Raw genomic sequence first — 26,056 nt, 5'->3', positions numbered from 1 at the left:
TGGAGGGAACTATACATGGCTAATTCAAAACGAGCAATTACAGCCGAGGATTTTACAAATTTAGAAGTATACAGTGATCCACAGTTTAACCCTGAAGGAAATAAATATGCTTTTGTTTCCACTACCGTAAATGATAAAGATGATTATGATTCACAGCTATTCGTCCAAGATTTGAATACAAATGAAGCCAAGCAATGGACCTTTGGAAACGAAAAAAATAGTAACCCTCGTTTTTCACCTGATGGGAAATCCGTTGTTTTCCAATCCAATCGAAGTGGAGTTCCACAGCTATGGCTCTTACATACAGATGGTGGAGAAGCCAAACAAGTAACGACGTTTAAAAATGGCGCAGTAAGCCCCGAATGGTCTAAGGATGGTAGATACATCATCTTTACAGCTTCCTTAGATAAAGATGATGATGTGAAGTCACAAAAGGAACAATCCAAAGAAGAACGTCAAAAAGAACGTGAAGAAAAAAACAAACAGCCTTTGGTCGTTACTAGCCTTCGCTATAAATCAGACGCGAAAGGTTTCCATGATGATAAAAAGAGCCAAATCATCGTGTATGATGTGGAAAATGAAACTTTTACTCAACTAACTACTGCAGACACACACCACGGTTATCAGGACATCTCCCCTGATAGTTCAACCGTTTTATTTGCCGGTAATCTTAGTGAAGATGCAGAATACGAACTAACGAATGATTTATATACCGTAAATATTGCTACCAAGGAAGTGACAAAGCTAACCAATGGAAAAGGGACCTATCATAGTGCTAGCTATTCTCCTAGTGGGGAAAAGATTGCTTTCTTTGGACACGAGCAAACACATGCAGGTGCGACGCTTAACGAATTGTATATTCTAGACGTTAAAACAGGAGAACGTACTTGCCTAAGTAGTGATTGGGATTTCCAACTTGGGGATATCATGATTGGTGATACACGATTAGGCGCATCAACTACTGGTCCGGTTTGGTCCAAAGCGGAAGATAAGTTATTTTTTATTGGTACGGATTATGGTGCTACTGGACTTTACCAAGTGAATTTACAAGGTGATTTAGAAGTATTATATAAAAATGATAATCATGTATTCGGCTTTTCTTATGACGGAAATTCAGAATCATTTGTCATTGGTGTGAGTACACCGACAAACCCTTGCAACTTCTATTTACTAGATAGCAACTCGAACTTAACTCGATTAACTAACGCCAATGCTGCGTTTTTAGAAGAGGTAGAAGTGATCGAACCAGAAACACTAACATATCAAGCGGAAGATGGTTGGGAAATCCAAGGTTGGTTATTACGCCCGTATGGATTTGAAGAAGGCAAAAAATATCCATTTGTACTCGAAATCCACGGCGGACCACATGCCATGTATGGTCAAAGCTTTTTCCATGAAATGCAGTTACTTGCTGCAAAAGGTTATGTAGTTCTTTATACTAACCCTCGTGGTAGCCATGGATATGGTCAAGAGTTTGTTGATGCCTGCCGAGCGGATTATGGTGGCAGTGACTACACAGACTTAATGAGTGGTGTAGATTATGTACTCGAAAATTATAGCTTTATCGATGCGGATCGCCTTGGTGTAACTGGTGGAAGCTATGGTGGATTCATGACAAACTGGATCGTCGGCCATACAAACCGCTTTAAAGCAGCTGTAACACAACGTTCAATCAGTAACTGGCTAAGCTTCTATGGTGTCAGTGATATTGGTTACTTCTTTACGAAGTGGGAGCTCGGTCAAAATCTATTAGAGGATACAACAAAGCTGTGGGATTTCTCCCCATTAAAATATGCTGAAAATGTAGAAACACCACTATTAATCTTGCACGGTGAACAAGATTACCGCTGTCCTATTGAACAAGGAGAGCAACTATTCGTTGCATTGAAGCATTTGAAGAAGGAAGTAGAATTTGTCCGCTTCCCTGGTGCCAGCCACGAATTGAGCCGCAGTGGTAAACCAGAAATGCGTATAGAACGTCTCAACCATATTTGCAGATGGTTTGAACAGTATTTGTAAGCACGAGTTGAGTTATAGAAAGTAAGAAGAGCACCCTGTATCCTGAGAAGTTCGGACGCAGAAGGGAAATTAGTTAATAACCATTAATTTCTGTTCTAGTCGCAGCAAATTAGTATTCAAAACAACAATCAAATCAAGGTAGAATTGGTATAGGGAATAGCAATCCTTATACCAATTTTTTAATTTATTTCAGAACATGACATAAATAGATTTTGTTAAATATAGTATTTGGAAAGAATATACTTAAAACTCCCTCAGATAGATTCATCTTACTCGTAAATGCTAATGAACAGAAGAGTTGAATAAGGATAAATTATTTTATGGTAAAATATACGTAGAGAATCGCTTAACTTTTGTTCAACAATCGGAGTCAACTTGTGGAACATCAGATACAGACGTAGACGGGGTGAACACTTTGATTTCAAGAGTTTTTTCGCGCTTTTATCGTAGCACTTCTAGCTATATTATTAATAGGGTACATAGGGCAAAGACTGATTGTCAAAAAGAATAAACTTGATGGTAAAACTATCAAGTTTATGGCTGTCCAAAGTCTGGTTATTGCTCTGTTGTATGCTTTCATTATCTAAAACAAACGGGCGAAAGCGTATTATAAGGTCAATCAGAAGAATTTATCTGGTTGGCTATTTTTATTTTACCGTATCTTTTTGTCCAACTTATACGTCTTTAAAATAGTAAAGTAATTAATGGTGTTCCATCAGTGGTTTGGTGGGATTTTTATAATTTGTTTCATGTTATATAACCAGTAGAGGAAGGTGATCTAAATAAGTTTCGTCATTAGCAAAAATTAAGGGTAATTTTATTTATCAAGGACCAATTCCCCCTCAAAAAATGCTGAATACGATGCCCAACGCCAAGGAGGAACAGTCATGAAATACCATGCTAATGTAGTTAAGTTTTTTATATTTTGTTTTTTAATTAATCTGCATTTATGGATTCCCATCTGGATTATATTTTTACAAGACCGTGGGATGAGTTATGTCCAAATTGGAGTATTAGATTCTATTGTACTTGTAATTATGACTATTATGGAGATATTTACTGGTGCAGTAGCCGACAAATACGGAAGAAAAACCTCAATGTTAATTGGAACACTTCTATTTTCACTGGGGATGTTAGGTCTTGTAACTCAAGTACTTTCACCGATTTTCATTCTTGGCTTTATTATATGGGGGACTTCCTTTACCTTCATCAGTGGTGCTGACATGGCGTTTTTATACGACAGTTTAAAGGCAGAGAACAAAGAGGATAAATATAATAAATTAATGGGAAGATATCTATTTATTGTGCAAGGTTCTCAACTCCTCGCCAGTTTACTTGGAGGGTATATAGCCTCATTAGATATGACATATAACTTCATAATTACTTCAGTTATTTCACTTGTTGCCTTTGTCGTTGCATTAACTTTTAATGAACCACCTCAAAGTAATGAAGGTTCTTCGAATGATGAAAAAAGTTACTTTCAGACGGTAATACAAGGGCTAAGAATTTTCATATATAATTCAAAAATTCGATATATAGTTATTCTGGGTGCGCTTTTGATAGTAATGCCTGTTTTGTTAACATTAGTTGTTATCCAGCCTTACGCTATTCATGTTGGGTATAGTGTAGCTAATTTGGGTTTAATCATTGTATGTGTCAGAATTGCAGGGATGATAGGATCCTTAACGTCAAACTGGTTTTCTAGAAAGTATAATCACTGGTCCTTAATCTCTATTGTTCTGTTGGTCATTATGATTTGTTATGCATTAATTTGGATCTATCCAATGCTCGTAACAATTGTGCCATTTGCAATCATTTCATTTGTTGCATCACTTGTACGTCCTGTAATGTCGGATTTATTGAATAAATCCATATCTGGCAATCAAAGAGCTACTATATTGTCGATTCAGTCTCTATTGTTCACTTTATTTTTGACAATTTTAGAACCTCTAATATTTATTTTAGGAGAAAAATCGGGACTGCCAATGGCAGTTGGGTTATCTGGCATTTTCTTAGTCACTCTATCCCTTATTTTAATAAAGCTTTGGCGTTCTTCAGAAATTGTTTTTTTGAAAAAGGAAAAAGAATATCCAGAAATTAAAACTAGGTAACTTATATTCGTGAATGCTTTGAGAGGAAAAATATGTATCGTCTAAACTAATTTTACTTTCACCGTATCTTTTTGACTAAGTTAATCGTCTTTAAATTAGTTCATATAACCGAAGGAGGCTAATTATGCAACATTTAGGGGAAATATCTAGAAAAGCAAGAAAGGAATTTGAAACTTTTATTAAAGATTTTCGAAAGGATTTGTGGAAATACTGCTTAAATTTAACAGGCTCACCTTGGGAAGCAGAAGATTTAGCCCAAGAAACCATCTTAAAGGCATTTGCCCAACTATCATTTGTTTATCAATCCGTAAACACAAAATCTTATTTATTCCGTGTAGCCACAAATCAATGGATTGACCAATGTAGAAAATCAAAAAATATAGTGGAGGGTGATGAGGAAATGTTTGAACAAGTTCTTAATGATGATGAGATTGATCCAATTGAAATTAGAGCTTCTATGGAATATTTAGTTCAGTCTCTCCCTCCTCGCCAACGTGTTTCAGTATTACTGGTAGACGTTTTTAAATTTAAACTCGCCGAGACAGCGGAAATGCTATCTTTAACAGAAGGAGCTGTTAAATCCTTGATTCACCGGGCTAGAAAAAACTTAAAAGAAAAAAATATTCAAGATAATGTCCTAGATAAATATAAATTGAGCGACTTCAACCGAAACATTGTAGAGAGTTATATTAAGGCTTTCAACGAACGTGATGCAGACAAAATTGCTGGCTTATTACATGAAGGTGCCGAAATGGAGATTGTTGGAGTTACTAAAGAATTCGGAAGAGAGACTATACGTAAATATTCTTTAACCGATTGGGAAAGAGATCCAGCAAACCTACATGCCTCCTTTGAAATGTTGAGAGGAATCCCGAGTATTTTGGTTTATGAAAAACGTGAAGGGCAACAAGATGGTTTGAGTACCATTCACCAAATTAGAACTAGTGAGGAACAAATCCTCTATATAAAGGATTTTTATTTCTGTCCTGAACTTTTGGATCACTTTGGAAATAATCTACAAGTTCCAAGTTTTTCAAACGGGTATTTTTGGAATGAATAGTAAGTTTAGAGAACCAATCTAATCGACTGTTTTATATTGTTTTCAAAATTGGTTAATAAAGTAATCTTTTTGTGTTACGAAGGGCTAAAGGTAAGACGTTCGGGCGAGTGGGATTCGATCCCTTCCGCAATATTGGCCACTTCCTCATCTGTAGAAACATGTTAGGGGCTGGTCGATAATTGGATCTCGTGTAACAAGCGAAGCGATTAAACTACAAGAAGTAGGTTTTTTTCATCCCCCACTGATTGTTAGATGAACGAATCGGACATTTACTGGCAGTTGATCCCCCACTTAACCTCCTTGGTTATACCTCGTAGGTTTGAAGCGGGGGGCTTACTGCCAGTTATATGCGAGATAAATAGCACCAATAAGTTCCATTCTCCCACCGCCCCTATAATTGTTTTCATATACCTAAGTTACCGTGAATCTATTAGCATTAAAATAAGTGATGAAATAAGCGTTCTCGGTTCTCAAGGAATTGCTTCATAATAGCATAATGATTCGTCTCTTCCAGCTCAACCTCATGCATCCCCTCTTCTGAAAGCTCGATTATTTTCGCGTGAGGATAAGCCATTATTATTGGCGAGTGTGTAGATATGATGAATTGCGATCCTTGTTGGACAAGCTCATGGATTCTAGATAACATTGACAATTGTCTCAAAGGTGATAAGGCTGCTTCCGGTTCGTCCAAAATATATAACCCCTCCCCCTGAAATCGTTCTGTAAATGCAGCAAAAAAGGACTCGCCATGTGATTGTTCATGAAGGGATTTTCCACCAAAGGAATCGATCACTTTCCCACCATATGATGAAGGTTCATGATCCATCTCTTCTATATTCGTTGCAACATTGTAGAAGGTCTCCGCTCGAAAGAAGAAGCTATCCTTTGCCCGATAGGTTCCTTTTACCAACCGAAGATACTCGTCTAGCTTCGAATGAGAATCATAGCTTGAAAAATTAAAATTTAATGTACCACCCTCTGGATTAAATCCAAACGCAATTGCGATTCCTTCTAACAAGGTAGATTTCCCCATCCCATTTTCCCCAATGATATACGTTACATTCGGATGGAATTTTAATCCGGTAAATGTTCGAATAACCGGGAGGGAAAAGGGAAAAATCTCTCTCGAAGGTATTTCTTCTTCTTTTAGCCGAACCTCTCTTAGAAATTGATTATCATGGTTAAGTTTCAACAATATTCATCCTTTTTCATCTACAAGATCACTTTAAAGATCGGTTGCTCAATTACTTAGACAAGTGTATTTTACTTAAATCCACTTGCTTCAGCCCAGATGTTTATATACAAATTGGTTATCGTTATTTCAATCATTGGCTCTTTCTCCAAATCAATATCTATTCCTTCGTCTGGTGAAGGAAGGTGAATACCAAATTCATCACCATCTCGATAGTTTAACCCAGATGATCCAGACTGAAATAATTCATAATCTTCTCCTCGATACGAGGCTTGCGCTTCTGCACGGAAAATATCGGTAAAACCTTGACGATTATGAGCGTGTTCCACTGCAGATACTAGCGTGGCTCCCCCTGTGTTAAACGTACCACTTGACCGAAAACCCACTTCATAATGGGAATCATTCTGAATAACTTTGGACACATAAATTTGATTGGCCCCATCATCAAAAAGAACTCTTCCTTCATTACTTTCTAAATCACGTAAGTCAATCTCAACAGTGTATTCCCCCTCAACAGGATACGCATTATTATGATAATCCTCCGTATCATTAGCAACATGACTAATACCGTTTATCCACAATCCACCGTGTTCACTTATCCAAATAATAAAAATTGTAGCTACTATTATTGCGGCAAATGCATGATAAACTCTGTCTAAGTTTACTTGTTCGTTCATCAAATCCCCCTATATATTTGATACGACTTGAACGACTTGATCTTCCCCATTTTTTTCAAAGGTTTTGTATGTCTTCATCCCAAGCTTCTCGGCAACTTTTTGAGAAGGGATGTTTCTTATAGAGGTATAGGAATAGATTCTAGAGTAGTTTAACGTATCGAAAGCATATTGCTTACAAGCCATCGCTGCTTCTGTTGCATATCCTTTATTCCAGTAATCCTTCCGAATATGAAAACCTATTTCAGGAACGGTTTCTTCCTCAATCCTCTGCATTGTAATGCCACAATCTCCAATCAATTTATCCCCCTCTTTTAAAATCACTGCCCACAATCCATGGTTAAATTGCTGATAACTATTGCGGTTCCATTCAATCCACTTCAATACCTTTTCCTGATTAAATGGCATCGGATAATACTGCATCGTTTCTGGATCCGAAAGAACCATAGATAAATCTTCTACATCGTCTGAGACTAACTCTCTTAAATACAGTCTCTCTGTTTCAATTATTTTCAATTTGCCACCTTCTTTAAATATTGGACATCATGTTATAATTTATCTAATAATGGAAGGATTTCATGTAAATCTTCTATCGTACCGTCCGCGGTAACATCATCCCAGCCATCGTTTTTCACCCATATCGTTTTCTGGATGATCACCAACAAAAATACTTTCAGCCGGCGACACGCCAAGCAGCTCTAGCGCTTTTTCAAAGATCTGCGGATCGGGTTTCTTTATACCTTCCCACTCTGATATGAGAATCGTTTCAAAGAATGCTTCTATCCCTAGAGCCCTTATATTGTTCATCTGGAAGTGACCTTTCCCATTAGTAATTAATCCAAGCGTGATATTTTCTTCCCACAACACTTCTAATGTAGGGATAAGATTCGAAAATGGCACACAGTAATGTTTAAAATTACGGATGTAGTCTTGGAGCAATTCCTCCGATGTAACACCTGTAATATTAAATTCATGCACCAACTGTTGAAAAACTTTATCCTTCCAAACATAACCTCGATTATCAAGTTCCACGAATCTTCTAATGTACATTTCTTTTGGAATATGACTTACATGTTCTGTCAAGCGCTGGTACTGATTTTCAATATAATGCAAGACGGATGGATCTCGATTTAAAAGTGTTCCATCTAAATCGAAAAGAATTGCTTTAATCATACTCCTCATCCCACCTAACCTTACTTTTTTAACTCCCAATCAGTGGCGCCTTATTTCCCGCCCATAAGATATCCTCTTCCAAAAGCCTCCTACAATAATTTTAACATAATATTCCGATAATAAGATACTTCGTTTGTTAAATTGTTATTTCGACCCGAACCATTAACTTATCATCAAACATCGATTTATTTTCCTAAAAGATGGAAATAATAATAGTAATATTTCGATATAGTCACTTTTTTTACTAAGGAGGGAATGGATATACCAAACGAACAATTTGCTAATAGTTACTTATTATTTTGCTTTATTAGAGGCCTTAATTCTGAAATTGAAAGTGATATTCGCAAGGAACTTAAAAATACCAAATTAACCTTTCCTAGCTTCCGTATTTTATGGATTCTATATTTTCATTCCGACATTAACATGTCACAGCTTACTTATCTCACTCAAACCAACATATCAAATGTTTTTCGACAGCTAGAAAAATTAAACAAGCACGATTACGTCGTGATTAAAAATGGTGCTGATCATCGCATTAAAAACATATCATTATCTGAACAAGGAAAACAGATTGTAACTGACTTTATGCGTAGAAACACAAAAGATACTGAGCTTCAGATTGTTCAGTTAATCGAAAGCATTCCAAAAGAAGACCTAGCCAAATTCATCGAAGTTTGCTCCATATTAAGTAACAAACTGCTAGGTGAGCCTTTCAGCACCTTTGTTATGAAATCAACCAATGATTTATTAAACACCTCTACTTAATACGTTTCCAAACCAAAAAGCAGATTCAATACATAGTGGATAATTATGTATTGGATCTGCTTTTTGTTTTACTGTAAGGATAGATCATTTTTTACTTGCATTCGCAAATAATTAGAATAGTTATGTACATAATAACGGATGCAATCTTAACACCATGCACGAACATCATCGCTCTATGGGAGGTTAGTAATTGAAGAAACTCATACTTATAAACCTTGCTTGTGCATTATTTGCTTTTGCCACGTCCATTGTTCAAACACATCGAATCATTAAAAATACGAACAAGTTTAACATGCGTAACTTTCTTTTTCTCACCACATTAGCAATATTTGCAGCAGGTGTATCTGTTTTTCAAAGTAACGTTATTATTAAAAAAATAACCCAGAAAATCGTTGGAAGTCTCACGAATAATAGTCCAATATAATACCTAATGACATCCCCCGTTCTTTAATCAAGCACGGGGGATGTCAGCTATAACAATTTTGACATATAATATTCATCTACGTACTTATCATCAATTAACAACGAGTCCCTTTTCGTCCCTTCGATTTCAAAACCCATTTTTCTATACAATGATAACCCTGCTTCGTTTTGGGTAACTACTGTCAATTCTAGACGATGGACGTTTTGGTCCATTGCCCATCGTTCTACTTCATTAAATAATAATGTACCAACGCCTTTTCCACGACATTCCGAATGAATTCCAATCACGAGATAAGCAGCATGTTTATTTCTCTTTGCATTACCCCCAATTGCAAGTAAATACCCCATTAGTTTCCCATTATCCTCAGCAACGAATAGATTGGAATTTCTACTCTCCAAAATTCCGGTAATCATCTTTTGTGAGCCTTCTGTGGTTATCTTTCGTTCTCCAGCTTCCCAAAGCATATATTGTGAACTTTCATCCACTTGTTGCATCAAATCAGCTAATTTTTCTGCATCGGAATGTTGAATCTCTCGTATATCCATGGTTCGCCTCCATCTATCGGTATTGAATCGGTTTATAAGGAATAATTCTGACCTTTTAGGTATCATAACAACAACATCACTTAAAAACTAGTATTATCTAATGACTATTAATAGCGTAAGGATTACTTATACGAGAGTAATAATATATCCTATACACTTGCTTCATAAACCAATAGGAACATTAATCCAACACAATATGAAGTATATTTCAAAATATTGTGGTAGTATGAGTACATATAGGATAGAGCGATTATTTTTTGAACAAGATGAGAAGTTTCATGATAAAAGACAGGAGGGGTCTTATTGAGTGATCTATTTATTCTACTTCCCATTATCACCGTATTGGTAGGACTATATTTCATAACATTAGGGCTTTGGGAGTTAAGAGAAGGAGTAAATCGTAAACAATATATAAAATATATGTTTACGGGCTTATTTTTGTTGATTATTTTAACCCCTATGTTTTGGCTTTTCGGTAATTATTTCTTTAGCCGAATCGGGTAATAATAGATTCATAAAAAAATGCTCAGATTCCACTCTGAGCATTTTTTATATCGATTTAATCCATGTTTTTGTCCAAAAAACTATTTAGCGTTCTTATATACTTCTCTTTTTGCGTCACAAACCCCTCCCCATGATTGGCCCCATCAATCGTTATCATTTCCGCTTCACTGCTGGTATGGTCATACAACTCATGTGTCATTTCTGTAGGGACGAATGTGTCCGCATTGCCGTGTATATATAGAATCGGTACTTCCGCTTTTTTCACCTGGACAAGAGCCGATGCCTCCGTAAACGAGTAACCTGCTTTTGCTTTCGAGACTAGGCTAGTTGTATCTAACACTGGAAAAGATGGCAGGTGAAACATCCTAGTCATTTGATAGGCAAAAAGCTCTTTCACACTAGTAAATGGACTGTCTGCGATAACGACTTTCACGTTATCTGGCAATTCCTCACCACTCGTCATAAGAACCGTTGCAGCACCCATGGATAGACCGTGTAACACTATTTCGGTATCCTCGCCAAGTTTATCTATTAACTTATTAATCCAATCCACATAATCTAAGCGATCATGCCAACCGAACCCATAATAATCACCATCACTATTGCCATGTCCTCTCGCATCAGCTGTGAAAAAACTATAGCCCAGTTCCTCATAGTAATATTGACCGTAGAGTCCCATTTGCGAGGCATTTCCAAGGTATCCGTGCGCCATTACAACCAACTTATTTGTTGGCTCCTCTGCCTCTAACAGATACCCCTTTAATGTTAAATCATCAAACGAGTTTAGTTCTAACTCTTCAAAATCTTGATTTTTCACCCATTCTCGCCAGCCACCTTCTGTAAATTCTTTCATCGCTTCAGCGGACACTTCTAAATCCTCATTATCTTGAAGAAAATCCTTTTGTCCCCGTTGAATGGCTAGATTATAAAAGTAAAAACCGGCAATGATATCTATTAGTAATAGAACGGTAATAATTCCAATAAAGACCCCTAGTAGTTTTTTACGCTTTCTCATGCTGCCCCTCCCCAATTGTTGCTATATTTCTATAATTCTATTATACAAAAAATTCACACCAAAATGGGGGCTTTTTCGCTGGTATATATTTCAAACAAATGACAAAATGATTACTAAGGCTAAAATGAAATTATTCTTGATATTCGTTTTTCTTATCCAAACCTAATTTTTCTTTTACTTCCTTCAGTTGTTCGATATGACGTAGCTCATGATAGCCAACAAATTCGAAGGCTTGCTTTAAATTCAAAAGTCCAAAAGCCGGATGTGGAATCCCCTTTGCTTGTAATTGTATCGGGTCTGCACGTTGAAACAGGCTTCTTAAAGCTTGATGAGATGTGTTTAGTTTTTCCTTTAGTGCTGCTAAGCTAGCATAGTCATCACTTGGCACCGCAAACTCCGGTGCTTTAACTTTATAACCTCGGTCAACTGTTAATTCGATTGGCTGATTTTTTACGTTTACATCCTTTCCACTTTCCAGTTGCCTTTCAATCAATTTTGTAAATGTAGTTTCTATTAAATATAAATGTTCCAATATCTGTTTCATCGACCAGCCATTTGTAACTGGATTCTGATTTAATAACTCATCAGATATCCCACTCACCTCTGACCACAGCTCATTCCGAGCCCTTTCGTTAACTTCCATCCAACCCCTCCCTATATCACACTTTAATTATAACAACATTCTGAAAACGGTGCCAGGCACTTGTCGAATTTTCGACAAGTGCCTGGCACCGTGTTTATCGTTAGGTTCTTCTTCTTAGGATTATGGTTGTTGTGATCCATAATATAAGTTGAAATAGGAATAAAATGATTCCACCTTGTTTTTGTTCTCCTACTGGATCAAATGGTAGCAATAACTCAAAGTATTCTGGTGATAACGATTCACCAGGCGGTAAACATAATTCCATAGCCGCGACAAACGAACGCATATCCGTGTACAAGTTATAAAAGCTCTCATTAGACAGCCATAGCAGTAAACAAAACGGAAGCATTAAGAAGACCATCCAACTTACATAAAGAACTTTCCGTTTCACAGCAAACCTTTTTGATGAAAGAACAGGAAGCCACATAAAGATGGCTGCGAGAAACAAACCGAACATGTAAAAGTAATTCCAAAATAAATCGATTCTCGCTTGATCAAATACAGCTGGAATGTGATATCCATAAAATAATATGATAAACAAACCTAATGTAAAAATAGGATGCATAACAAATTGCATGATTTTTTCCAATGGCGAAATAGTCAACAATTGGTCAATTGCTTTTTGTTTCCGTCCTAAGATTAATAGGACAGGAGCAATAAATAGTAACAGAATTAATTGAACGACGTGGGTACTAAATTCAATCCTACCAATAATATTTATTGGGCTACCAATTGCCACAAATATACTTACAAGACCAACTAAAAATAAAATAGATTTCCAAATCGTATGTCTCTTGTCTTGTGGAAGCAAAAACAAATAAATAATTGCAGCAAAACAAATAAATAAAAAGATACCTCCATTCCACAGAGACGAAAAGTGAAATTCATCCAAAATAATATCAAGCATGTGTGTCCACCCTCTTTACCAACATTTCTTTAGTTTCAGTATAAAGGTTCCAAGACACACTGCATGATCAAGTTCTAACAATCTAATGAACAAAAGCTTCAGCGTCCTGTTTGGGCGCTGAAGCTAAACATGGCTGTTACTGTAAGTAAGCTTAACAAAGCCAAATTTTTTATACTTTCTTATCTGCAAACGAAGTAACACTAGTCCTGTAGACGCTCCACGTAACGCTTTAACACGTTGACAGTCTGTACACAATCCTGTAAATCAGACCACTCTGCTGGATTATGGCTTATCCCATCTTTACTTTGAACGAATACCATCGCAATGGGAAGCTTTTTACCAACAACCATCGCATCGTGACCTGCACCACTTGGTAATTTATACGGACGGATTCCACACGCTCGAAAGGATTCTTCTAATAATGCTTGAGTTGATTCCTCGATTGGAACTGGATCGACTCGCATTTTTTCAGAAAATCTAATTTCCATACTTTGTTTCATTGCGATGTCACGACCAAGTTGAATTACATCCTCCACTAACTGATCTCTCGTTTCTTTGTAGATATCACGAATATCTATATATAATGAGACGGATCCAGGGATGACATTAACCCCATTCGGCTCCACCTGTAACTTACCAATCGTTGCCACGGCAGAATCATTTATCTTTTCAGGTAACTTGTTCACTTTTTGAATAAATTCACTCGCTGCAACCAAGGCATCCTTCCGATCGTTCATTGGCGTGTTTCCAGCATGCCCGGCTTCTCCCGTAAATGTAACTTCTAGCCAACAAGGACCAGCAATTCCGGTAACAATGCCACAAGGAAGGTTTTCTTTTTCCAACCGCTTCCCTTGTTCAATATGTACCTCAATGAACATTTCTACTTCATTTAAATTTCTTTTTGCAGCTTGATACCCTTCAACTGTTAGGCCAACATCCTGCAATACTTCTTCAAACGACATTCCTTTGCTATCTTGAAGAAGCAGTTTTTGATTCATGTCTACTTCTCCAATCATTGCTTCACTTCCACTTAATCCACCATTAAAACGAGCCCCTTCTTCATCAGAAAAAATGACAACCTCAAATGGCTTTTCTGGTCGATACCCTTCCTCCTTCCACGCCTCCACGACTTCTAATGCAGAAAGGACACCTAAAGGTCCGTCAAAATGACCTCCATTCGGAACACTATCCACATGGGAACCACAAAGAATAGCAGGCACGTCTTTTTTCCCTTCCAAACGTCCAAAAACATTACCGGCTCCATCCATCCGGACCGATAAACCAGCTTCACGCATCCATTCCATCACTAATTCTTTTGCACGCTTTTCTTCCTGGGAAAAACCGGGACGATTTGATCCGTTATCATTTGTTAATCCTACCTTCGATAGTTCACCAAGGCGATACGCCAGTCTATTTCCAGACACAGTTGTATCATTCGTTTTATCATAATCATTTACGAGTTCTCTTTCCAGTTCAAATTTTCTCACCTTTGTCACCTCTTTGTCCTACAATACCAAAATATTCGTAAAAATAACATACATTGAAACCAGGAGATAGTATAATAGATAGTATGACACATAAAGGGAGTTGAATCTTGATGGGACAATCGTACTTTATTACTGGTTATCCTGGTTTTTTAGCATCGAATCTATTGAAGCAACTCATCCACGATCATCATAAAAATATAGAAAAAATCTATTTGCTTGTCCTTCCACATTTCAAAGAAGAAGCATCCATCAGCCTGGAACAAATCATTCATACGTCTCCATTACAAAAAGAACAGTTCACTTTCATTATTGGAGATATTACAAAAGAAAACCTCGGTGTCCAATCCGAGGAACAAGCACTACTTCAACGTACGGTTACACATGTTTTTCATCTTGCTGCAATCTATGACCTAGTTGTTCCACAACCTACCGCGTATAAGGTAAATGTAACTGGAACAAAACATGTAAACAACTGGATAAAGGGATTACAACAATTAGAGCGATATATCTATTTTAGTACCGCTTATGTTTCCGGGAAAAGAGAGGGGCGAATATTGGAAGGCGAACTGATCGCTGGACAAGCCTTTAAAAATCATTATGAACAAACCAAATATGTAGCCGAAGTGCTCGTACAAGAACAAAAAGATACCATTCCTACTACGATTATTCGACCAGGTGTTGTAAAAGGTGATTCAAAAACTGGTGCAACCATTAAATTTGATGGGCTGTACTTCATGTTAAATCTACTCGATAAATTGAGATTTTCACCTATCATTCCCTTTATTGGCGATGGTAATGCTGAAGGAAATTTTGTGCCAGTGGACTATGTCTTACAGGCAACTAGTTATTTAGCAATTCATCCAATTGGTGAAGGGAAAACCTATCATTTAACAGATCCTAACCCTTATCAAATGTGGGAAATACAGCAGCTATTAACCTCTTATTATCTTGGGAAAAGTCCTAAAGGGACAATCCCTATCACAGCTGCTAAAGCACCACTAGCATATAAACCAGTGCGAAAATGGCTGAAAGCTGAGCCGGAAGCAATGGATTACTTTCTCATTCATGCAACCTATGATTGCTCCCAAGCAGTTACCGATTTACAGGGTTCTGGAATCACTTGTCCTGACCTAAAGGAAACACTTGAACCAATGATTGCTTTTTATCGGAAATATAAAGATGATTATACAAGACATATTCCCATTTCATAGGGCTATTCTAGTAATATTGTCATAACATACAGATTTCCGTGAATATTGTACCATTTCCCGTTAATTACATATTCAAATTAGCAAAATATAGTATAATGATAGAGACAGGAAGTGTAAGGTGAATCGGACAAAAAGTAAGTGGAGCAGTATCGGCGGCTTTAAATCCCTTATGGAAGGGGTTGAAGTCTGTGATACCAATTGATAAAGCGATTGAGTTGATGCTGATGTTTGCTAGCTTAGTGCTGTTAATTGTAAACAGCAAAGAAAAAAAGTAATCACCCTGACGGTAGTAGAGCCCAGGATAATTACCTTTTTTCGTTCCCTAATGAAGTCGCCGCTTCTTACACAAGTACTGTCCGGGTCGTAAGTTGCCGCTTACGACTCGTATTTTGCCGTCTTCGATTAGAGAACAGGTGTGCAATAAACACTCCCAAAAACTATTATACAAAATAATACAAGTTAACTACAACATGTTTTTGTCAAAATAATGAAAAACCTTTAAAGGTCAGCAATAAATTCGCAATTGATTTCCCTTCACCTTTGCTTGTAATGCAACCAGACCGATCCATCACCAACAGGTTTCGTTTCCAATAATTCTAGTTGCATCACATCTTGAACAGACTCTAATTCAGGACAATCAAATAAGGAAGGGGTAGTTGTTCCACCTACGGCTAATGGAGCAATGACTAAACTTATTTCATCAATTAAACCATGTCTTAAAAAGGCACCATTGATTGCACCACCACCACTTAAGCCTAGTTTCGTAAAGCCTAGATCATACAATTGACGAAGCGCTAATTCCAAATGAATATGGTCGCCTTTTCCAGCTTGAATATAGCGAATTCCTTTATCCTTTAACTGGGCTATGTATTGTTCAGGTACATCCTCTCGTGTAATGACAATCAGTCCTTCGGTTTGGTACCAATTAATTCGGCCCCTTCCATCGAAAACAATATATGCTTTTGATTTTTTAGGTTCATAGATTGGCTCATCTAATTCAACCCAATGTTTACCATAAACCATTAATGTTTCACTACCTGATATCAACCCGTCACATTCCAATTCATCATACAAACGGTGGGTAATATCATGTGCTCCTCCATCAAGACCTGCTGCCGCCCATTCGGTTACATTATGCGCAGGTGCAGTAGTTATTTTTCCATCTATAGAAGAAAAAACATTCAAAATTACTGTTGGTCGTTTCATTTCTCATCACCTCTTTTTTTTGTAATGTTTTAATTATAATTCAATTCAAAAAATAATGTCAGTGAAATTGTTCAAATACAAATGAACAAATTGCTAACCTCCGAATAAAATGATGCATAGGCATTTATATGAGGTGATACCAGATGAAAGAGATCCCATTCCTTTTAGCGGGACCTATTATTCGCAGAGTGCAATCTGACAGTGTGTACCTCTGGCTTGCTACCAGCAAAGAAACAACTATTCAGGTAGAGCTTAATCACATCCAAGAAGACAATGGATCCATCGAATATGATCCCGTTGTAGTCCATTCCAATACGAAATCATTACGTGCAGGTAAAAATTTATATATCCATCTTATTGAAATATATCCACCATACAGCAGCTTTCCTGTAGACGTTTTACTTGGCTATAATCTACATTTCAAAACAAATCATCATGCATTTGATTTAGGTGAACTTGGTTTACTTCATAGAGAAAATCCAGATTCCATTGTTTATGGAAGTTTAAAATATCCATCTTTTTTTATTCAAAAAAATTCACCGGCAAATATTTTATATGGTTCCTGCCAAAAAACACACGGCAAAGGGAATACTGTACTAACAAGTGCAGACTTAACCATTCAAAATCACTACTTACAGACGAACAAAAGACCAAGTGCTCTCTTTTTAATGGGGGACCAAATTTACGCAGATGATGTTCCCGATCCAATCTTTCCTGTTATCTCAAATTTGGCGGACAATATCATTGGAGAAAACAAAGCCAAAATTGGAGCTATTGAACCAAAGCTTCAGGAAGAACCATTTCGACATGCAATTGATCAAATCCACGGTAGACAATATATCATGGATCAATTCGCAGGTTTTACATCAAGTAACGCTAGCAATCATATGATTCGATTTAGTGAGTATGCCGTACTATATCTACTAACACTTGGGCCAGCTTTATGGGAGGACACAGACATTCCTGATTTTGATGAAATTCTTGAGGAAGACCAGCTCTATTTTAAATATCCTGATACGAAAAACCATCGAAAAAATCATCGGAAAGAATGGAAGCAGCACCGGAAACGATACCATGAACAATTAGATGAAGTTATTCCATTTATTTATTCTTTGGGGCAAACAAGACGAATACTCGCGAATACACCAACATATATGATATTTGATGACCATGATATAACCGATGATTGGAATATTTCAGCAGAGTGGAAACACATCGTTTACCATTCATCACTAGGAAAAAATGTCGTAGCAAACGGATTAACGGCTTATTGGCTTTTTCAAGGATGGGGAAATGATCCAGTTGTTTACCAGCGACTCTATCAAGAAATGAACGATTATCTAGATTACTATTTACGTTATTCCTACTTCCCGGATCATTGGGAGACGAGAATATGGGATTTCCATAACTGGACATTTGTAGCTCCAACAAACCCTAGAAGTCTATTTCTTGATACGCGTACCATGCGTGCGTACGACATGGAACCACAACCAATACGAATTGGGAGAATCATAGGTGAAGGGAAAAATGCTGCACAACTCATTGGAGAAGCTGGATGGAAGGTGACTGATAACGTATTACAACATAGCACATGGTCACACGGAGAACCTCTCATCTTAGTATCCCCTACCCCTCTTTACGGGATTGGAATTATTGAATCCTTTTTAAATCGTTTTATTTACCCTTTTCGAGTTCTTGGCATCCCTACAGACTATGAATTGGATTTTGAGGCATGGAAATATAATGGAAAAGGGTTTCATCAATTCCTAGAACATATCGGGAAGTGGAATCCAAGTCCATGCGTTATTTTATCAGGAGACGTTCATTATGCTGGGGCCGTTGAATCCAATGTAACTTTTTCCGATCAAAGAAAGGTTCAAATTCAACAATATACCAGTAGCCCAATTCATAATATGAGCTTTTCTGGTGTTTGGGGAAAATTACTAAAACTTGCTGTATGGTTTAATGGATTCAAACGTAAACGCCGCATCATCCACCGCTGTTGTGACATCGCACATAATCTGACAACTGGGAAACGCAACGTGTCAAAAGTTAGCGACCATCGATGGCGAGAAGAAATTAAATATATTTCATCTATGAAAGGATCCATTATTGAAACAAAGAATAATATCGGATATTTAGCTTACGATCAAAATGGGATTTCCAATAAGCTGCTACAATTTAATGGCATTCAAACGGAGGAAGTTACCTATAAGCGCATGGTTACTAAGCAACATAAACAAGAGAAAAAACAAGTTGCTACTGAAAAATAAATGGTGAACAACATGACAGACACTGATAGGTTGCGTTTGCGTTACCTATCGCAAACATTAAAAATACGGGATAAAATGACTAACGAATTGTTGAATAATTTGTTAGTCATTTTCTTTTGATTTAATGGATTTCTGTTTCAATTTGTGTTCAATTCGTGTAGCAAAATGTAGCCTGTTTTATATAATGCAACGGCTATTACACCCCAACATTTTGCATTACATTTTAGTATGCAATTTACGATACGTTTCAATGTAAAAGCACCAATTGATTAATTATTTGACTGAATTCACAAATTATTAGGAGTATGTATATTAAAATAGGTGTAGAATATGTGAATGATTATACTTAACGGGTAAGGATTGTTTAGATTGCTGAGGAGGATATAATGAAACACATTCTTAAAAATATGTTTATAACTATGTTGGTATTTTGTCTACTTAATATTTATTATTTCCCCAATTATGATAGATGTTTTTTTAAAACCTAATGGATTTGCGTCCGAGCAAAATGATTTAACAATAATGTATATTGGTATAATTCTACTTAGTGGACTAATAATGGGGTGTACTACAAGTGTTATAAGTAGGATAGAAAAATTAGAGGAGAAAAGAAAGTAATCTTTATTACATCGACCTAAGTTTGTGAAGAATGCTGCTTAAAAACCGGGGACAAGAGTTGAAAAACAACTTGTCTTGTTCAACTAAAAAGGTTAGTTCAAGAGTAAATTACTAAAGGGGGAAATGAAGTAGTGGAGGTTTTACAAGTTATTTTTGTTTGTGGAATAATTTACGGTCTGATATCGTTCTTTATTACATTAAAAAAACGTTCAAAGGATAAAAGTCAACTTACGCTTGCTATTTCTTTAATAATTGTTTGTACAGCATCTTTTATAAAGAATTTTATATCATAGTATTTTACTCGGTTCATATTGAACTGGTTATTTTTTTGCATACAAAAAGCACAGTTTCCCTTCAAGGAAGTTCTACTAAACACTTTGAATTGGCTCTTTTGGTCTCATGACACAAAACGAGCATTCAGGGTCATCGCATGTATTCTCTGTCCATTCATTACACCTTGGACAAAAGAAGGAGTCGTAATGCTCATAGAGTACCAGATTCGTATGGCAAGTGTCACATTTCATTTCATGGTCAATAAACCCATCAATACGATATCCATTTATGATTACGGATGATTCCGTCTCTTTTATTTTCATCAGCTCTTCCACTCTCCACTTACTATAATTCTATCGTGCCGTAATGAAACAACGCCGTTTTTCGCCTATGTTGTGTAAACCCTAATTGTGTAAATCTTCCACTTTTCCAGTGATCCTTTAATACGATCCGTTTTTTGGCTACACGTTTTGCTTCAACTATTAGTTCCTCGGTTATAGCAGTCTTGAGAGCTTCTCCTCTGATCGAGTTTAACCCGTTAGACGTGTCGATGGTTGTGGGAAACATCGGATCAAAGTAAACAATATCATAGGAATCCGTCTCAGCTTCTCGCAAGTACCATTCATGGTTAGCTTTTACCACATTTATTCTTCTCATCGCTTGGTCGAGGCGTTCAACTTCAGTTAGAACCGTTGCGAGTCCTTCTTTTGCCAAAAAGTGTAATAACTCATTACCTTCGATTCCTGTAACACTTCCCTTATTCCCAACTGCAAGACTAGCAATTATACTATCCGATGCCAAACCAAGGGTGCAGTCGAGAAATGACATCCCTTCTTCTAGCTTTGCTGTTGATATAAATGGTTCCTCTTCTCCTTTTAGAAACCGCTTCGCTCGAACCATGGCTAAATTTGGGTGGAAAAACAACGACGATTCTCCATGTAATGGCGTAACATAAAGTCTGTTTTTTCCAACTACCGCTATATCATCCTGATATCTTTCTTTTAGCGACTCAACTGAAACCCCTTTGCGTTCCTTGTATAAGATGTTATAGGAAGTAGAGAGTGCTTTTGCTTTTTCTACTAGTTCTTTGGTAGCTCTACCTGCTGTTGTAATGATCATCGTTATCGTCCTTATCTAGTTAACTTACGCTGTTTTTATTTAGTATAGCATACGGAATAATTCTACTCATTTGCTATTAATTGAAACCCATTTTTATAGGTTATAATGGACACTGTATTGCCATTTTTCTCGTAAATGCCTTTTGAACCTAATCGATCAATTTCTTTCCAGCCAAATAATTTAACATGCTGTTCATATAGCGTGTTAATCCCATAAAACCGATACGACTTACTATGTTTCGAATGTTCGGCTTCTAGTTGAGCAAATAATGGTATGGGAAACTTATGTATTGGGGATGGCTTAAGCGTTCCAAAAAGTAATAGAAATAACGCAACTGTAACACCGATTATCCATAACAACCTCTTTCCTTTCATTTTACTCTCTCCTTGGGGAAACAGCTAGATTAACAAACCTAATCAACTGTTTCTAAGATCTTATTAATTTCGTCTAATTTATTATAGAATTTATAACGAATGGCTTTAAAATGCCCATCATTTTTAAGGCTCATGCTGTTCCCATCTGTAAATAAGAGCTGATACGTCGCATTTCCATCATCTCCATTTTCCTCGTATATGATGGAATCTAATTCTTCCCAACTATATGTGGAAACTTCCAGTGTCAATAAGGAGCGGTATGAAATGGAATCGTCTGATAACGACTTATAACTGAGGGAGGCAACAACAAAACAAAAAAGACCTAAAAGAAGGCAAACAACACTTAATACAATAGACTTTTTTCGGATATCCCAAAAGAAAAGAAAGAAAAAACCAGCTCCAAAAACACTAAAATTCTCTCCCGATGTAAATACATACCAGGTATCATCACTATAATACAAAATCTGTGCAACAGTTTGTGGAACAAAAATTAACAAGATCGGTGAAAAAATTGCAATACATATACCAATTGCTAAGTAAATATGGCGGGTTTCATATAATTTATCGCTCATTTTATCTCTTCCCCCCTTCGAATCAACTTCCTATACAGTTTTACGGGCAATCCTAATAAAAGGTTTCAATAGTATTAATATTTAGATAATAAATATCAGACTATTCCTTTTCCTCTTCAACTTTTATCTTTAGTAGCAATACAATATGATCATCCTGTATCATTGTTAGGAGTTCTTCTTCATTCTGATAATCGTACATCTTAATTAAATTGTCAGCTGGACGGCGATACACACCCAATACGAGCGTTTCACCTAATTGTAATTCTTCCACATCGTTACCAATTGCGTAGTCTCCATTAAAAGGCAATTCCTCCTTAATTTCATTTAAATCAATCTTTCTAGGCTCTTGGGTAACGCCAGGTGCATAAAGAAATCCAAGTGGGGTATCAGAATGAGGGTTTATCACACCAAATCCCAAGCTTCCTTCTTCATACTTGTTTGGACTCATGCCATAAGATAATTCAATTAATGGGTCTTCCTGTTTCTCCCCATCTATATACTTTTCAACCCATACTCTTACCCAACGCTCATCTGCATGGGGTAGTGAAAAATCAAAATTATAAAGTTCACCTAAATGTAGTTCTTCGAATGTAGAATTATACTCAGCGTCTGAATTCACAGCAATAGTGGCAACATCTGTGTTTTGGTTAGAACAGCCAACCAAAACCAGTAAGGTGATATAAGTTAATCGTAATATGTTTTTAGCTCTACCCAAATGTATCCCTCCTCACATATAAATTCTAAAAAAATCTCTATATGTTAAAATTAAAATAACCTTCGAATTTGCTTAGGGGAACGTCCCAATGAATATTCTATTATTGCTTTTACCAATCATAGGAGCTATTGTTTTAATCATGACGATCATCGTTTTTATACAGACAATATGGAAGGATAAAAAGCACTTCTTTTCTTGGTATATGGTTGGAATATTAACCTTAATTCTATGTATAACAATTTATTCTTTTCTTACCTATATCAATGTTATCTTACATAACCCATGTTCCATACGATTTATGCTCTAGGTATGACAACTGCCTGACAAGACTTCTCATAAAATTCTATCGGTCCTGCTCCTCCAATAATGGCATATTCATAGCCGATTTCTTTCATGTCGTTCAAGCAGTGGTGCAGCAAGGAATACCCGACTCCTTTTATTCGGTTGGATTTAGCAACCCCCATTGGGTCAAAATAACCCTTCTTTCGTTCAAAAACATCGTATCCCGCAAAACCAATGATATTACCCTTATTGTCCAATGCAATATAAATAGAATGCTGCTCTTGATTCTCGAAAGCGCTCCTTATCGTATTCATCCATTCCTTGGAAAATTCTTCTTCTATAAATCGCAGCAGATTATCCTTGTCCGAAATTTTAGCTTTCCGAATTTGTTTGAATAGATTACTTGGAAACTCATAACCCCCTAGATGTGTGATCATATCCCTAGCCGTTGTTCCTAAATCTATGAACATATCCTTCTGCCCTTCCGTTACGTATTCATTTATCACAGATGTAGACAACAATGCCCTTAAGATATGTCCTTCATTGATTATGTTTTGGTTGTAATGTTTCATATACTTTTTAGCCGTTTCAATTACGGCCAACAGGTTTTCATCTATCGTAGCATGTAACGGTGCATAATAGACTACTCCCTCATCTTGTCTGTTTGTAACTAAATTTCTTAAACCTTCTTCATCAATCGTAACTCTCAATGCAACTTCTCCAAGGGCTCCGGTTTTTTCCTGGAGGAACCCGAGAAATAGATGTTCTTCTCGTAACATAGTACTACCGGTATTATGTTGTTCCTTTATCGCTAATTGAAAAACACGCATCATTCTTTTGGTATACCGTTCATCACATATTTCCAAAAATTTCTCCCCCTAATTAAAACTCGGAAATATAAGTCGTATCAACACTCATAAACAAAATGAATGCTAGTATCGCAAAAGCAATTAGCAGGGATTGAATGCATATACCGACGATACTACAAACCCGGCCAGCGATTGCTATTCCACGCCCATTCCCTGCCGTTTCACCGATTTCCTTTATCCCTTTATTCGCGATAACAATTCCAATAATCCCTAATACAACTCCTATATACGGAAGAATAACGGATAGAATTCCCAAAGTTAATCCTGCTATCGCTTTTCCATTTGTTTCTTGCATGTCAGTTTCTCCCCCTCTGCATCTTTCCACGCTTCCGCTTTTTTATCAATCACTTGGATATAATCATGTTTTCCCGCAATATATTGATCGATATCATTAGGAATTTTCCTTGCTAGCTCCTCTTTTAATTGGCCATACCGAACTGCTTCCTTTGGAAGATGAATCATGTAATCACGAAAAGCAAGATGACGGTTAATTTCTGGATTCCCTTGCTCAAAAACGTGAACATGATGTGTCCGATCATCACCACCCTTACTAAAATATCTTCGGTTTACAATCCCATTTTCTCCACGGCAACGGTATCCTAGATTCTCCATTTCAATGTTATAATCATCCACAACGGATAGATCTTTCACTACGATCAAGATATCAATAATTGGTTTGGCGCTAAGGTTTGGAATGGATGTACTACCAATATGGTGAATCGAAATAACTTGAGAAGTAAATATACCGTTTAGTTTTTCTGCTTCTTTCAGATACTCGTTTTTCCATGCTGGCTGATATGGCACTACCTCTACTTTTCTCACCTAAAATCCCCCTTCATCCTAGAACATTCTGTAATTCTAATATTTCGACATAGTTAGCGGATTTTCCTTCTAAAGAACAAAAGCCCTTTTGCTTTCAAAGGGCCTCCAGTAGCTATTAATCTATGTGTTTCAATACATTATAACCAAAGAAGAAAATGCCTAGCACCGTCACAATTCCACCTATCGCAACAAATGTTAAAAAGATTTCTCCAGCTCCTAAAATAACTAGCGTTAATGCCCCCATCATTACAGGTAACCCTAGATTATGAAGCCAAAAATGAACTTTTGCTGACGTTGTTTGCGCAAGCTTCGGATATAGATTATAAAGTATTCCAGTGATTGCTAGAGAAACCCAACCTAGTAAGTTCACATGAACATGAACACCTGTTAAATTATAATTATGTGCCATGGACATGTAGAGACCTAGTGTTACACCAATTAAAAAATACCAAATCGCAATTTTTATCAACGTATTCCCCATCTAACCTCTCCTCATTTTTTTGTAAATAGTATATGAGAAGGGACAGTTATTAAGGACTAATTTTTGGAAAAACTTTAATAAAGATAGGAATATATGTGGATATATAACGGAGGAGATATACTGATGAAAAGTTTAATTCTAGCCTCTTCTTCCCCAAGAAGACAAGAACTATTAAACCAAGTAAATATTCCCTTTACCATTCGAAAACAAACTTTCGATGAGTCACTCATTCGTACCAGTGATCCCGTGGAAAAAGTACAACAACTAGCGAAATCGAAAGGGGAAAATGTTTCTCTTTTAAAAGAGAATGAAGTTATCCTTAGTGCAGATACGGTTGTATCGTACAAGCAACAGATTTTCGAAAAACCAAAAAATCAAGAGGATGCCTATAACATGCTTTCGACGTTATGTGGGAATACCCATGCGGTTTATACCGGTTATATGATTCGATCATCGGAACACCATGTCATTAGGGTTGAAAAGACAGAGGTTGAATTTTGGAATTTAACGGAGCAGGAAATGAATTGGTATCTTTCGACGACCGAACCGTATGATAAAGCAGGCGGTTATGGAATTCAACAGATCGGAGCAATGTTTGTGAAAAAAATCAAAGGTGATTATTTTAATGTCGTTGGTCTCCCCTTATCAACAGTTGTTCGGGACCTAAGAGATTTTTCCATTCACCCTGAGGTAAAAAATTAAACCAAAGCAAAAATGCCACC

The 26,056-nt window shown here is 36.7% G+C and carries 29 protein-coding genes; 10 read left to right on the top strand and 19 right to left on the bottom strand.

Features of this window, described 5'->3' with window-relative positions; translation table 11 throughout:
- Positions 1 to 15: 15 nt before the first annotated feature.
- The 3 genes from BMX40_RS01780 to BMX40_RS01770 all read left to right on the top strand — a co-directional run bounded on the left by BMX40_RS01780 (position 16) and on the right by BMX40_RS01770 (position 5,190).
- Positions 16 to 2,019, top strand: a complete 2,004-nt coding sequence (locus BMX40_RS01780) for a S9 family peptidase (protein WP_090866227.1) — start codon at positions 16 to 18, stop codon at positions 2,017 to 2,019.
- An 887-nt stretch (positions 2,020 to 2,906) separates the two neighbouring features.
- On the top strand, positions 2,907 to 4,130 hold the full coding sequence (locus BMX40_RS01775; protein WP_090866225.1) for an MFS transporter: 1,224 nt from the start codon (positions 2,907 to 2,909) through the stop codon (positions 4,128 to 4,130).
- Positions 4,131 to 4,254: 124 nt separating this feature from the next.
- The gene (locus BMX40_RS01770; protein ID WP_090866223.1) at positions 4,255 to 5,190 is read left to right on the top strand and encodes a sigma-70 family RNA polymerase sigma factor; all 936 of its coding nucleotides are present in this window, start codon (positions 4,255 to 4,257) and stop codon (positions 5,188 to 5,190) included.
- 436 nt (positions 5,191 to 5,626) lie between these two features.
- Here BMX40_RS01770 and BMX40_RS01765 read toward each other — a convergent pair whose 3' ends face one another.
- The 4 genes from BMX40_RS01765 to BMX40_RS01750 form a co-directional block, all read right to left on the bottom strand.
- Positions 5,627 to 6,382 carry an AAA family ATPase gene (locus BMX40_RS01765; protein ID WP_090866221.1) on the bottom strand — a complete coding sequence of 252 codons (756 nt, stop codon included), beginning with the start codon at positions 6,380 to 6,382 and terminating at the stop codon, positions 5,627 to 5,629.
- 71 nt (positions 6,383 to 6,453) lie between these two features.
- Positions 6,454 to 7,059 carry a hypothetical protein gene (locus BMX40_RS01760; RefSeq protein ID WP_090866219.1) on the bottom strand — a complete coding sequence of 202 codons (606 nt, stop codon included), beginning with the start codon at positions 7,057 to 7,059 and terminating at the stop codon, positions 6,454 to 6,456.
- 9 nt (positions 7,060 to 7,068) lie between these two features.
- Positions 7,069 to 7,572, bottom strand: a complete 504-nt coding sequence (locus BMX40_RS01755) for a GNAT family N-acetyltransferase (protein WP_090866217.1) — start codon at positions 7,570 to 7,572, stop codon at positions 7,069 to 7,071.
- 96 nt (positions 7,573 to 7,668) lie between these two features.
- Positions 7,669 to 8,229: an HAD family hydrolase gene (locus tag BMX40_RS01750; protein ID WP_342028658.1), complete on the bottom strand. Its 561-nt coding sequence runs from the start codon at positions 8,227 to 8,229 to the stop codon at positions 7,669 to 7,671.
- A gap of 255 nt (positions 8,230 to 8,484) precedes the next feature.
- Between BMX40_RS01750 and BMX40_RS01745 the strand changes: the two genes are divergently transcribed.
- Together BMX40_RS01745 and BMX40_RS01740 are read left to right on the top strand one after the other, a co-directional pair.
- Positions 8,485 to 8,994 (top strand): MarR family winged helix-turn-helix transcriptional regulator, encoded by a 510-nt coding sequence (locus tag BMX40_RS01745; RefSeq protein ID WP_090866215.1) that lies wholly within the window; start codon positions 8,485 to 8,487, stop codon positions 8,992 to 8,994.
- 190 nt (positions 8,995 to 9,184) lie between these two features.
- Positions 9,185 to 9,418 (top strand): hypothetical protein, encoded by a 234-nt coding sequence (locus BMX40_RS01740; RefSeq protein WP_090866214.1) that lies wholly within the window; start codon positions 9,185 to 9,187, stop codon positions 9,416 to 9,418.
- Between the two features lie 47 nt (positions 9,419 to 9,465).
- On the opposite strand, the gene BMX40_RS01735 is transcribed toward BMX40_RS01740, so the two are convergent.
- On the bottom strand, positions 9,466 to 9,963 hold the full coding sequence (locus BMX40_RS01735) for a GNAT family N-acetyltransferase (RefSeq protein WP_090866213.1): 498 nt from the start codon (positions 9,961 to 9,963) through the stop codon (positions 9,466 to 9,468).
- A 303-nt stretch (positions 9,964 to 10,266) separates the two neighbouring features.
- Here BMX40_RS01735 and BMX40_RS01730 point away from each other — a divergent pair, with 303 nt between their 5' ends.
- Positions 10,267 to 10,467 carry a hypothetical protein gene (locus BMX40_RS01730; protein ID WP_090866211.1) on the top strand — a complete coding sequence of 67 codons (201 nt, stop codon included), beginning with the start codon at positions 10,267 to 10,269 and terminating at the stop codon, positions 10,465 to 10,467.
- 55 nt (positions 10,468 to 10,522) lie between these two features.
- Here the strand turns inward: BMX40_RS01730 and BMX40_RS01725 are convergent, their stop codons facing one another.
- The 4 genes from BMX40_RS01725 to BMX40_RS01710 all read right to left on the bottom strand — a co-directional run bounded on the left by BMX40_RS01725 (position 10,523) and on the right by BMX40_RS01710 (position 14,519).
- On the bottom strand, positions 10,523 to 11,482 hold the full coding sequence (locus BMX40_RS01725; RefSeq protein WP_090866209.1) for an alpha/beta hydrolase: 960 nt from the start codon (positions 11,480 to 11,482) through the stop codon (positions 10,523 to 10,525).
- Positions 11,483 to 11,612: 130 nt separating this feature from the next.
- The gene (locus BMX40_RS01720; protein WP_090866207.1) at positions 11,613 to 12,125 is read right to left on the bottom strand and encodes a DinB family protein; all 513 of its coding nucleotides are present in this window, start codon (positions 12,123 to 12,125) and stop codon (positions 11,613 to 11,615) included.
- A gap of 100 nt (positions 12,126 to 12,225) precedes the next feature.
- Positions 12,226 to 13,032 carry a cytochrome c oxidase assembly protein gene (locus BMX40_RS01715; protein ID WP_090866205.1) on the bottom strand — a complete coding sequence of 269 codons (807 nt, stop codon included), beginning with the start codon at positions 13,030 to 13,032 and terminating at the stop codon, positions 12,226 to 12,228.
- A 200-nt stretch (positions 13,033 to 13,232) separates the two neighbouring features.
- On the bottom strand, positions 13,233 to 14,519 hold the full coding sequence (locus BMX40_RS01710) for a M20 family metallo-hydrolase (protein WP_211753607.1): 1,287 nt from the start codon (positions 14,517 to 14,519) through the stop codon (positions 13,233 to 13,235).
- Positions 14,520 to 14,629: 110 nt separating this feature from the next.
- Between BMX40_RS01710 and BMX40_RS01705 the strand changes: the two genes are divergently transcribed.
- Positions 14,630 to 15,730 carry an SDR family oxidoreductase gene (locus BMX40_RS01705; protein WP_090866202.1) on the top strand — a complete coding sequence of 367 codons (1,101 nt, stop codon included), beginning with the start codon at positions 14,630 to 14,632 and terminating at the stop codon, positions 15,728 to 15,730.
- Between the two features lie 534 nt (positions 15,731 to 16,264).
- On the opposite strand, the gene BMX40_RS01700 is transcribed toward BMX40_RS01705, so the two are convergent.
- Entirely contained in the window at positions 16,265 to 16,936 is a 672-nt protein-coding gene (locus BMX40_RS01700; RefSeq protein WP_090866200.1) for a RibD family protein, read from the bottom strand.
- Between the two features lie 143 nt (positions 16,937 to 17,079).
- On the opposite strand from BMX40_RS01700, the gene BMX40_RS01695 reads away from it, so the two are divergent.
- Positions 17,080 to 19,209: a metallophosphoesterase family protein gene (locus BMX40_RS01695; protein WP_090866198.1), complete on the top strand. Its 2,130-nt coding sequence runs from the start codon at positions 17,080 to 17,082 to the stop codon at positions 19,207 to 19,209.
- A gap of 986 nt (positions 19,210 to 20,195) precedes the next feature.
- Here the strand turns inward: BMX40_RS01695 and BMX40_RS01690 are convergent.
- From BMX40_RS01690 to BMX40_RS01670, 5 genes are all read right to left on the bottom strand, one after another.
- Positions 20,196 to 20,423: a hypothetical protein gene (locus tag BMX40_RS01690; protein WP_090866196.1), complete on the bottom strand. Its 228-nt coding sequence runs from the start codon at positions 20,421 to 20,423 to the stop codon at positions 20,196 to 20,198.
- A 22-nt stretch (positions 20,424 to 20,445) separates the two neighbouring features.
- Positions 20,446 to 21,219 (bottom strand): class I SAM-dependent methyltransferase, encoded by a 774-nt coding sequence (locus tag BMX40_RS01685; RefSeq protein ID WP_170840635.1) that lies wholly within the window; start codon positions 21,217 to 21,219, stop codon positions 20,446 to 20,448.
- 62 nt (positions 21,220 to 21,281) lie between these two features.
- Positions 21,282 to 21,593 (bottom strand): hypothetical protein, encoded by a 312-nt coding sequence (locus BMX40_RS01680; protein WP_090866191.1) that lies wholly within the window; start codon positions 21,591 to 21,593, stop codon positions 21,282 to 21,284.
- A gap of 38 nt (positions 21,594 to 21,631) precedes the next feature.
- Positions 21,632 to 22,165, bottom strand: coding sequence for a hypothetical protein (locus tag BMX40_RS01675; protein WP_090866189.1), 534 nt, complete (start codon positions 22,163 to 22,165; stop codon positions 21,632 to 21,634).
- 100 nt (positions 22,166 to 22,265) lie between these two features.
- Positions 22,266 to 22,880 carry a hypothetical protein gene (locus tag BMX40_RS01670; protein WP_090866187.1) on the bottom strand — a complete coding sequence of 205 codons (615 nt, stop codon included), beginning with the start codon at positions 22,878 to 22,880 and terminating at the stop codon, positions 22,266 to 22,268.
- Between the two features lie 88 nt (positions 22,881 to 22,968).
- Here BMX40_RS01670 and BMX40_RS01665 point away from each other — a divergent pair, with 88 nt between their 5' ends.
- Positions 22,969 to 23,187, top strand: coding sequence for a hypothetical protein (locus tag BMX40_RS01665; protein WP_090866185.1), 219 nt, complete (start codon positions 22,969 to 22,971; stop codon positions 23,185 to 23,187).
- On the opposite strand, the gene BMX40_RS01660 is transcribed toward BMX40_RS01665, so the two are convergent.
- The 4 genes from BMX40_RS01660 to BMX40_RS01645 form a co-directional block, all read right to left on the bottom strand.
- Positions 23,177 to 24,028 carry a GNAT family N-acetyltransferase gene (locus BMX40_RS01660; protein WP_244513311.1) on the bottom strand — a complete coding sequence of 284 codons (852 nt, stop codon included), beginning with the start codon at positions 24,026 to 24,028 and terminating at the stop codon, positions 23,177 to 23,179. The two genes, BMX40_RS01665 and BMX40_RS01660, sit on opposite strands and share 11 nt — an antisense overlap.
- 16 nt (positions 24,029 to 24,044) lie before the next feature.
- Entirely contained in the window at positions 24,045 to 24,326 is a 282-nt protein-coding gene (locus tag BMX40_RS01655) for a DUF4190 domain-containing protein (protein WP_090866183.1), read from the bottom strand.
- Entirely contained in the window at positions 24,299 to 24,853 is a 555-nt protein-coding gene (locus tag BMX40_RS01650; RefSeq protein WP_090866182.1) for a GrpB family protein, read from the bottom strand. The genes BMX40_RS01655 and BMX40_RS01650 overlap by 28 nt, the downstream gene beginning before the upstream one ends.
- A 115-nt stretch (positions 24,854 to 24,968) precedes the next feature.
- A complete protein-coding gene (locus tag BMX40_RS01645; RefSeq protein WP_090866179.1) occupies positions 24,969 to 25,334 on the bottom strand; it encodes a cytochrome-c oxidase in 366 nt (121 codons plus the stop codon).
- Positions 25,335 to 25,457: 123 nt separating this feature from the next.
- Here BMX40_RS01645 and BMX40_RS01640 point away from each other — a divergent pair, with 123 nt between their 5' ends.
- On the top strand, positions 25,458 to 26,036 hold the full coding sequence (locus BMX40_RS01640) for a nucleoside triphosphate pyrophosphatase (protein WP_170840634.1): 579 nt from the start codon (positions 25,458 to 25,460) through the stop codon (positions 26,034 to 26,036).
- Positions 26,037 to 26,056 lie beyond the last annotated feature (20 nt).

It is taken from the genome of Oceanobacillus limi (assembly GCF_900111445.1).
Lineage (GTDB): Bacteria > Bacillota > Bacilli > Bacillales > Amphibacillaceae > Ornithinibacillus > Ornithinibacillus limi.
This window is presented reverse-complemented; position numbering and strand designations above follow the sequence as displayed.

Excerpts from the sequence above, each read along its gene's own strand:
- BMX40_RS01655 (WP_090866183.1), bottom strand. The coding sequence starts at position 24,326 with ATGCAAGAAACAAATGGAAAAGCGATAGCAGGATTAACTTTGGGAATT.
- BMX40_RS01705 (WP_090866202.1), top strand. The coding sequence starts at position 14,630 with ATGGGACAATCGTACTTTATTACTGGTTATCCTGGTTTTTTAGCATCG.
- BMX40_RS01675 (WP_090866189.1), bottom strand. The coding sequence starts at position 22,165 with ATGAGCGATAAATTATATGAAACCCGCCATATTTACTTAGCAATTGGT.
- BMX40_RS01775 (WP_090866225.1), top strand. The coding sequence starts at position 2,907 with ATGAAATACCATGCTAATGTAGTTAAGTTTTTTATATTTTGTTTTTTA.
- BMX40_RS01780 (WP_090866227.1), top strand. The coding sequence starts at position 16 with ATGGCTAATTCAAAACGAGCAATTACAGCCGAGGATTTTACAAATTTA.
- BMX40_RS01640 (WP_170840634.1), top strand. The coding sequence starts at position 25,458 with ATGAAAAGTTTAATTCTAGCCTCTTCTTCCCCAAGAAGACAAGAACTA.
- BMX40_RS01645 (WP_090866179.1), bottom strand. The coding sequence starts at position 25,334 with ATGGGGAATACGTTGATAAAAATTGCGATTTGGTATTTTTTAATTGGT.
- BMX40_RS01770 (WP_090866223.1), top strand. The coding sequence starts at position 4,255 with ATGCAACATTTAGGGGAAATATCTAGAAAAGCAAGAAAGGAATTTGAA.
- BMX40_RS01700 (WP_090866200.1), bottom strand. The coding sequence starts at position 16,936 with ATGAAACGACCAACAGTAATTTTGAATGTTTTTTCTTCTATAGATGGA.
- BMX40_RS01725 (WP_090866209.1), bottom strand. The coding sequence starts at position 11,482 with ATGAGAAAGCGTAAAAAACTACTAGGGGTCTTTATTGGAATTATTACC.
- BMX40_RS01750 (WP_342028658.1), bottom strand. The coding sequence starts at position 8,229 with ATGATTAAAGCAATTCTTTTCGATTTAGATGGAACACTTTTAAATCGA.
- BMX40_RS01735 (WP_090866213.1), bottom strand. The coding sequence starts at position 9,963 with ATGGATATACGAGAGATTCAACATTCCGATGCAGAAAAATTAGCTGAT.
- BMX40_RS01685 (WP_170840635.1), bottom strand. The coding sequence starts at position 21,219 with ATGATCATTACAACAGCAGGTAGAGCTACCAAAGAACTAGTAGAAAAA.
- BMX40_RS01680 (WP_090866191.1), bottom strand. The coding sequence starts at position 21,593 with ATGAAAGGAAAGAGGTTGTTATGGATAATCGGTGTTACAGTTGCGTTA.
- BMX40_RS01690 (WP_090866196.1), bottom strand. The coding sequence starts at position 20,423 with ATGAAAATAAAAGAGACGGAATCATCCGTAATCATAAATGGATATCGT.
- BMX40_RS01695 (WP_090866198.1), top strand. The coding sequence starts at position 17,080 with ATGAAAGAGATCCCATTCCTTTTAGCGGGACCTATTATTCGCAGAGTG.
- BMX40_RS01665 (WP_090866185.1), top strand. The coding sequence starts at position 22,969 with ATGAATATTCTATTATTGCTTTTACCAATCATAGGAGCTATTGTTTTA.
- BMX40_RS01745 (WP_090866215.1), top strand. The coding sequence starts at position 8,485 with ATGGATATACCAAACGAACAATTTGCTAATAGTTACTTATTATTTTGC.
- BMX40_RS01720 (WP_090866207.1), bottom strand. The coding sequence starts at position 12,125 with ATGGAAGTTAACGAAAGGGCTCGGAATGAGCTGTGGTCAGAGGTGAGT.
- BMX40_RS01760 (WP_090866219.1), bottom strand. The coding sequence starts at position 7,059 with ATGAACGAACAAGTAAACTTAGACAGAGTTTATCATGCATTTGCCGCA.
- BMX40_RS01715 (WP_090866205.1), bottom strand. The coding sequence starts at position 13,032 with ATGCTTGATATTATTTTGGATGAATTTCACTTTTCGTCTCTGTGGAAT.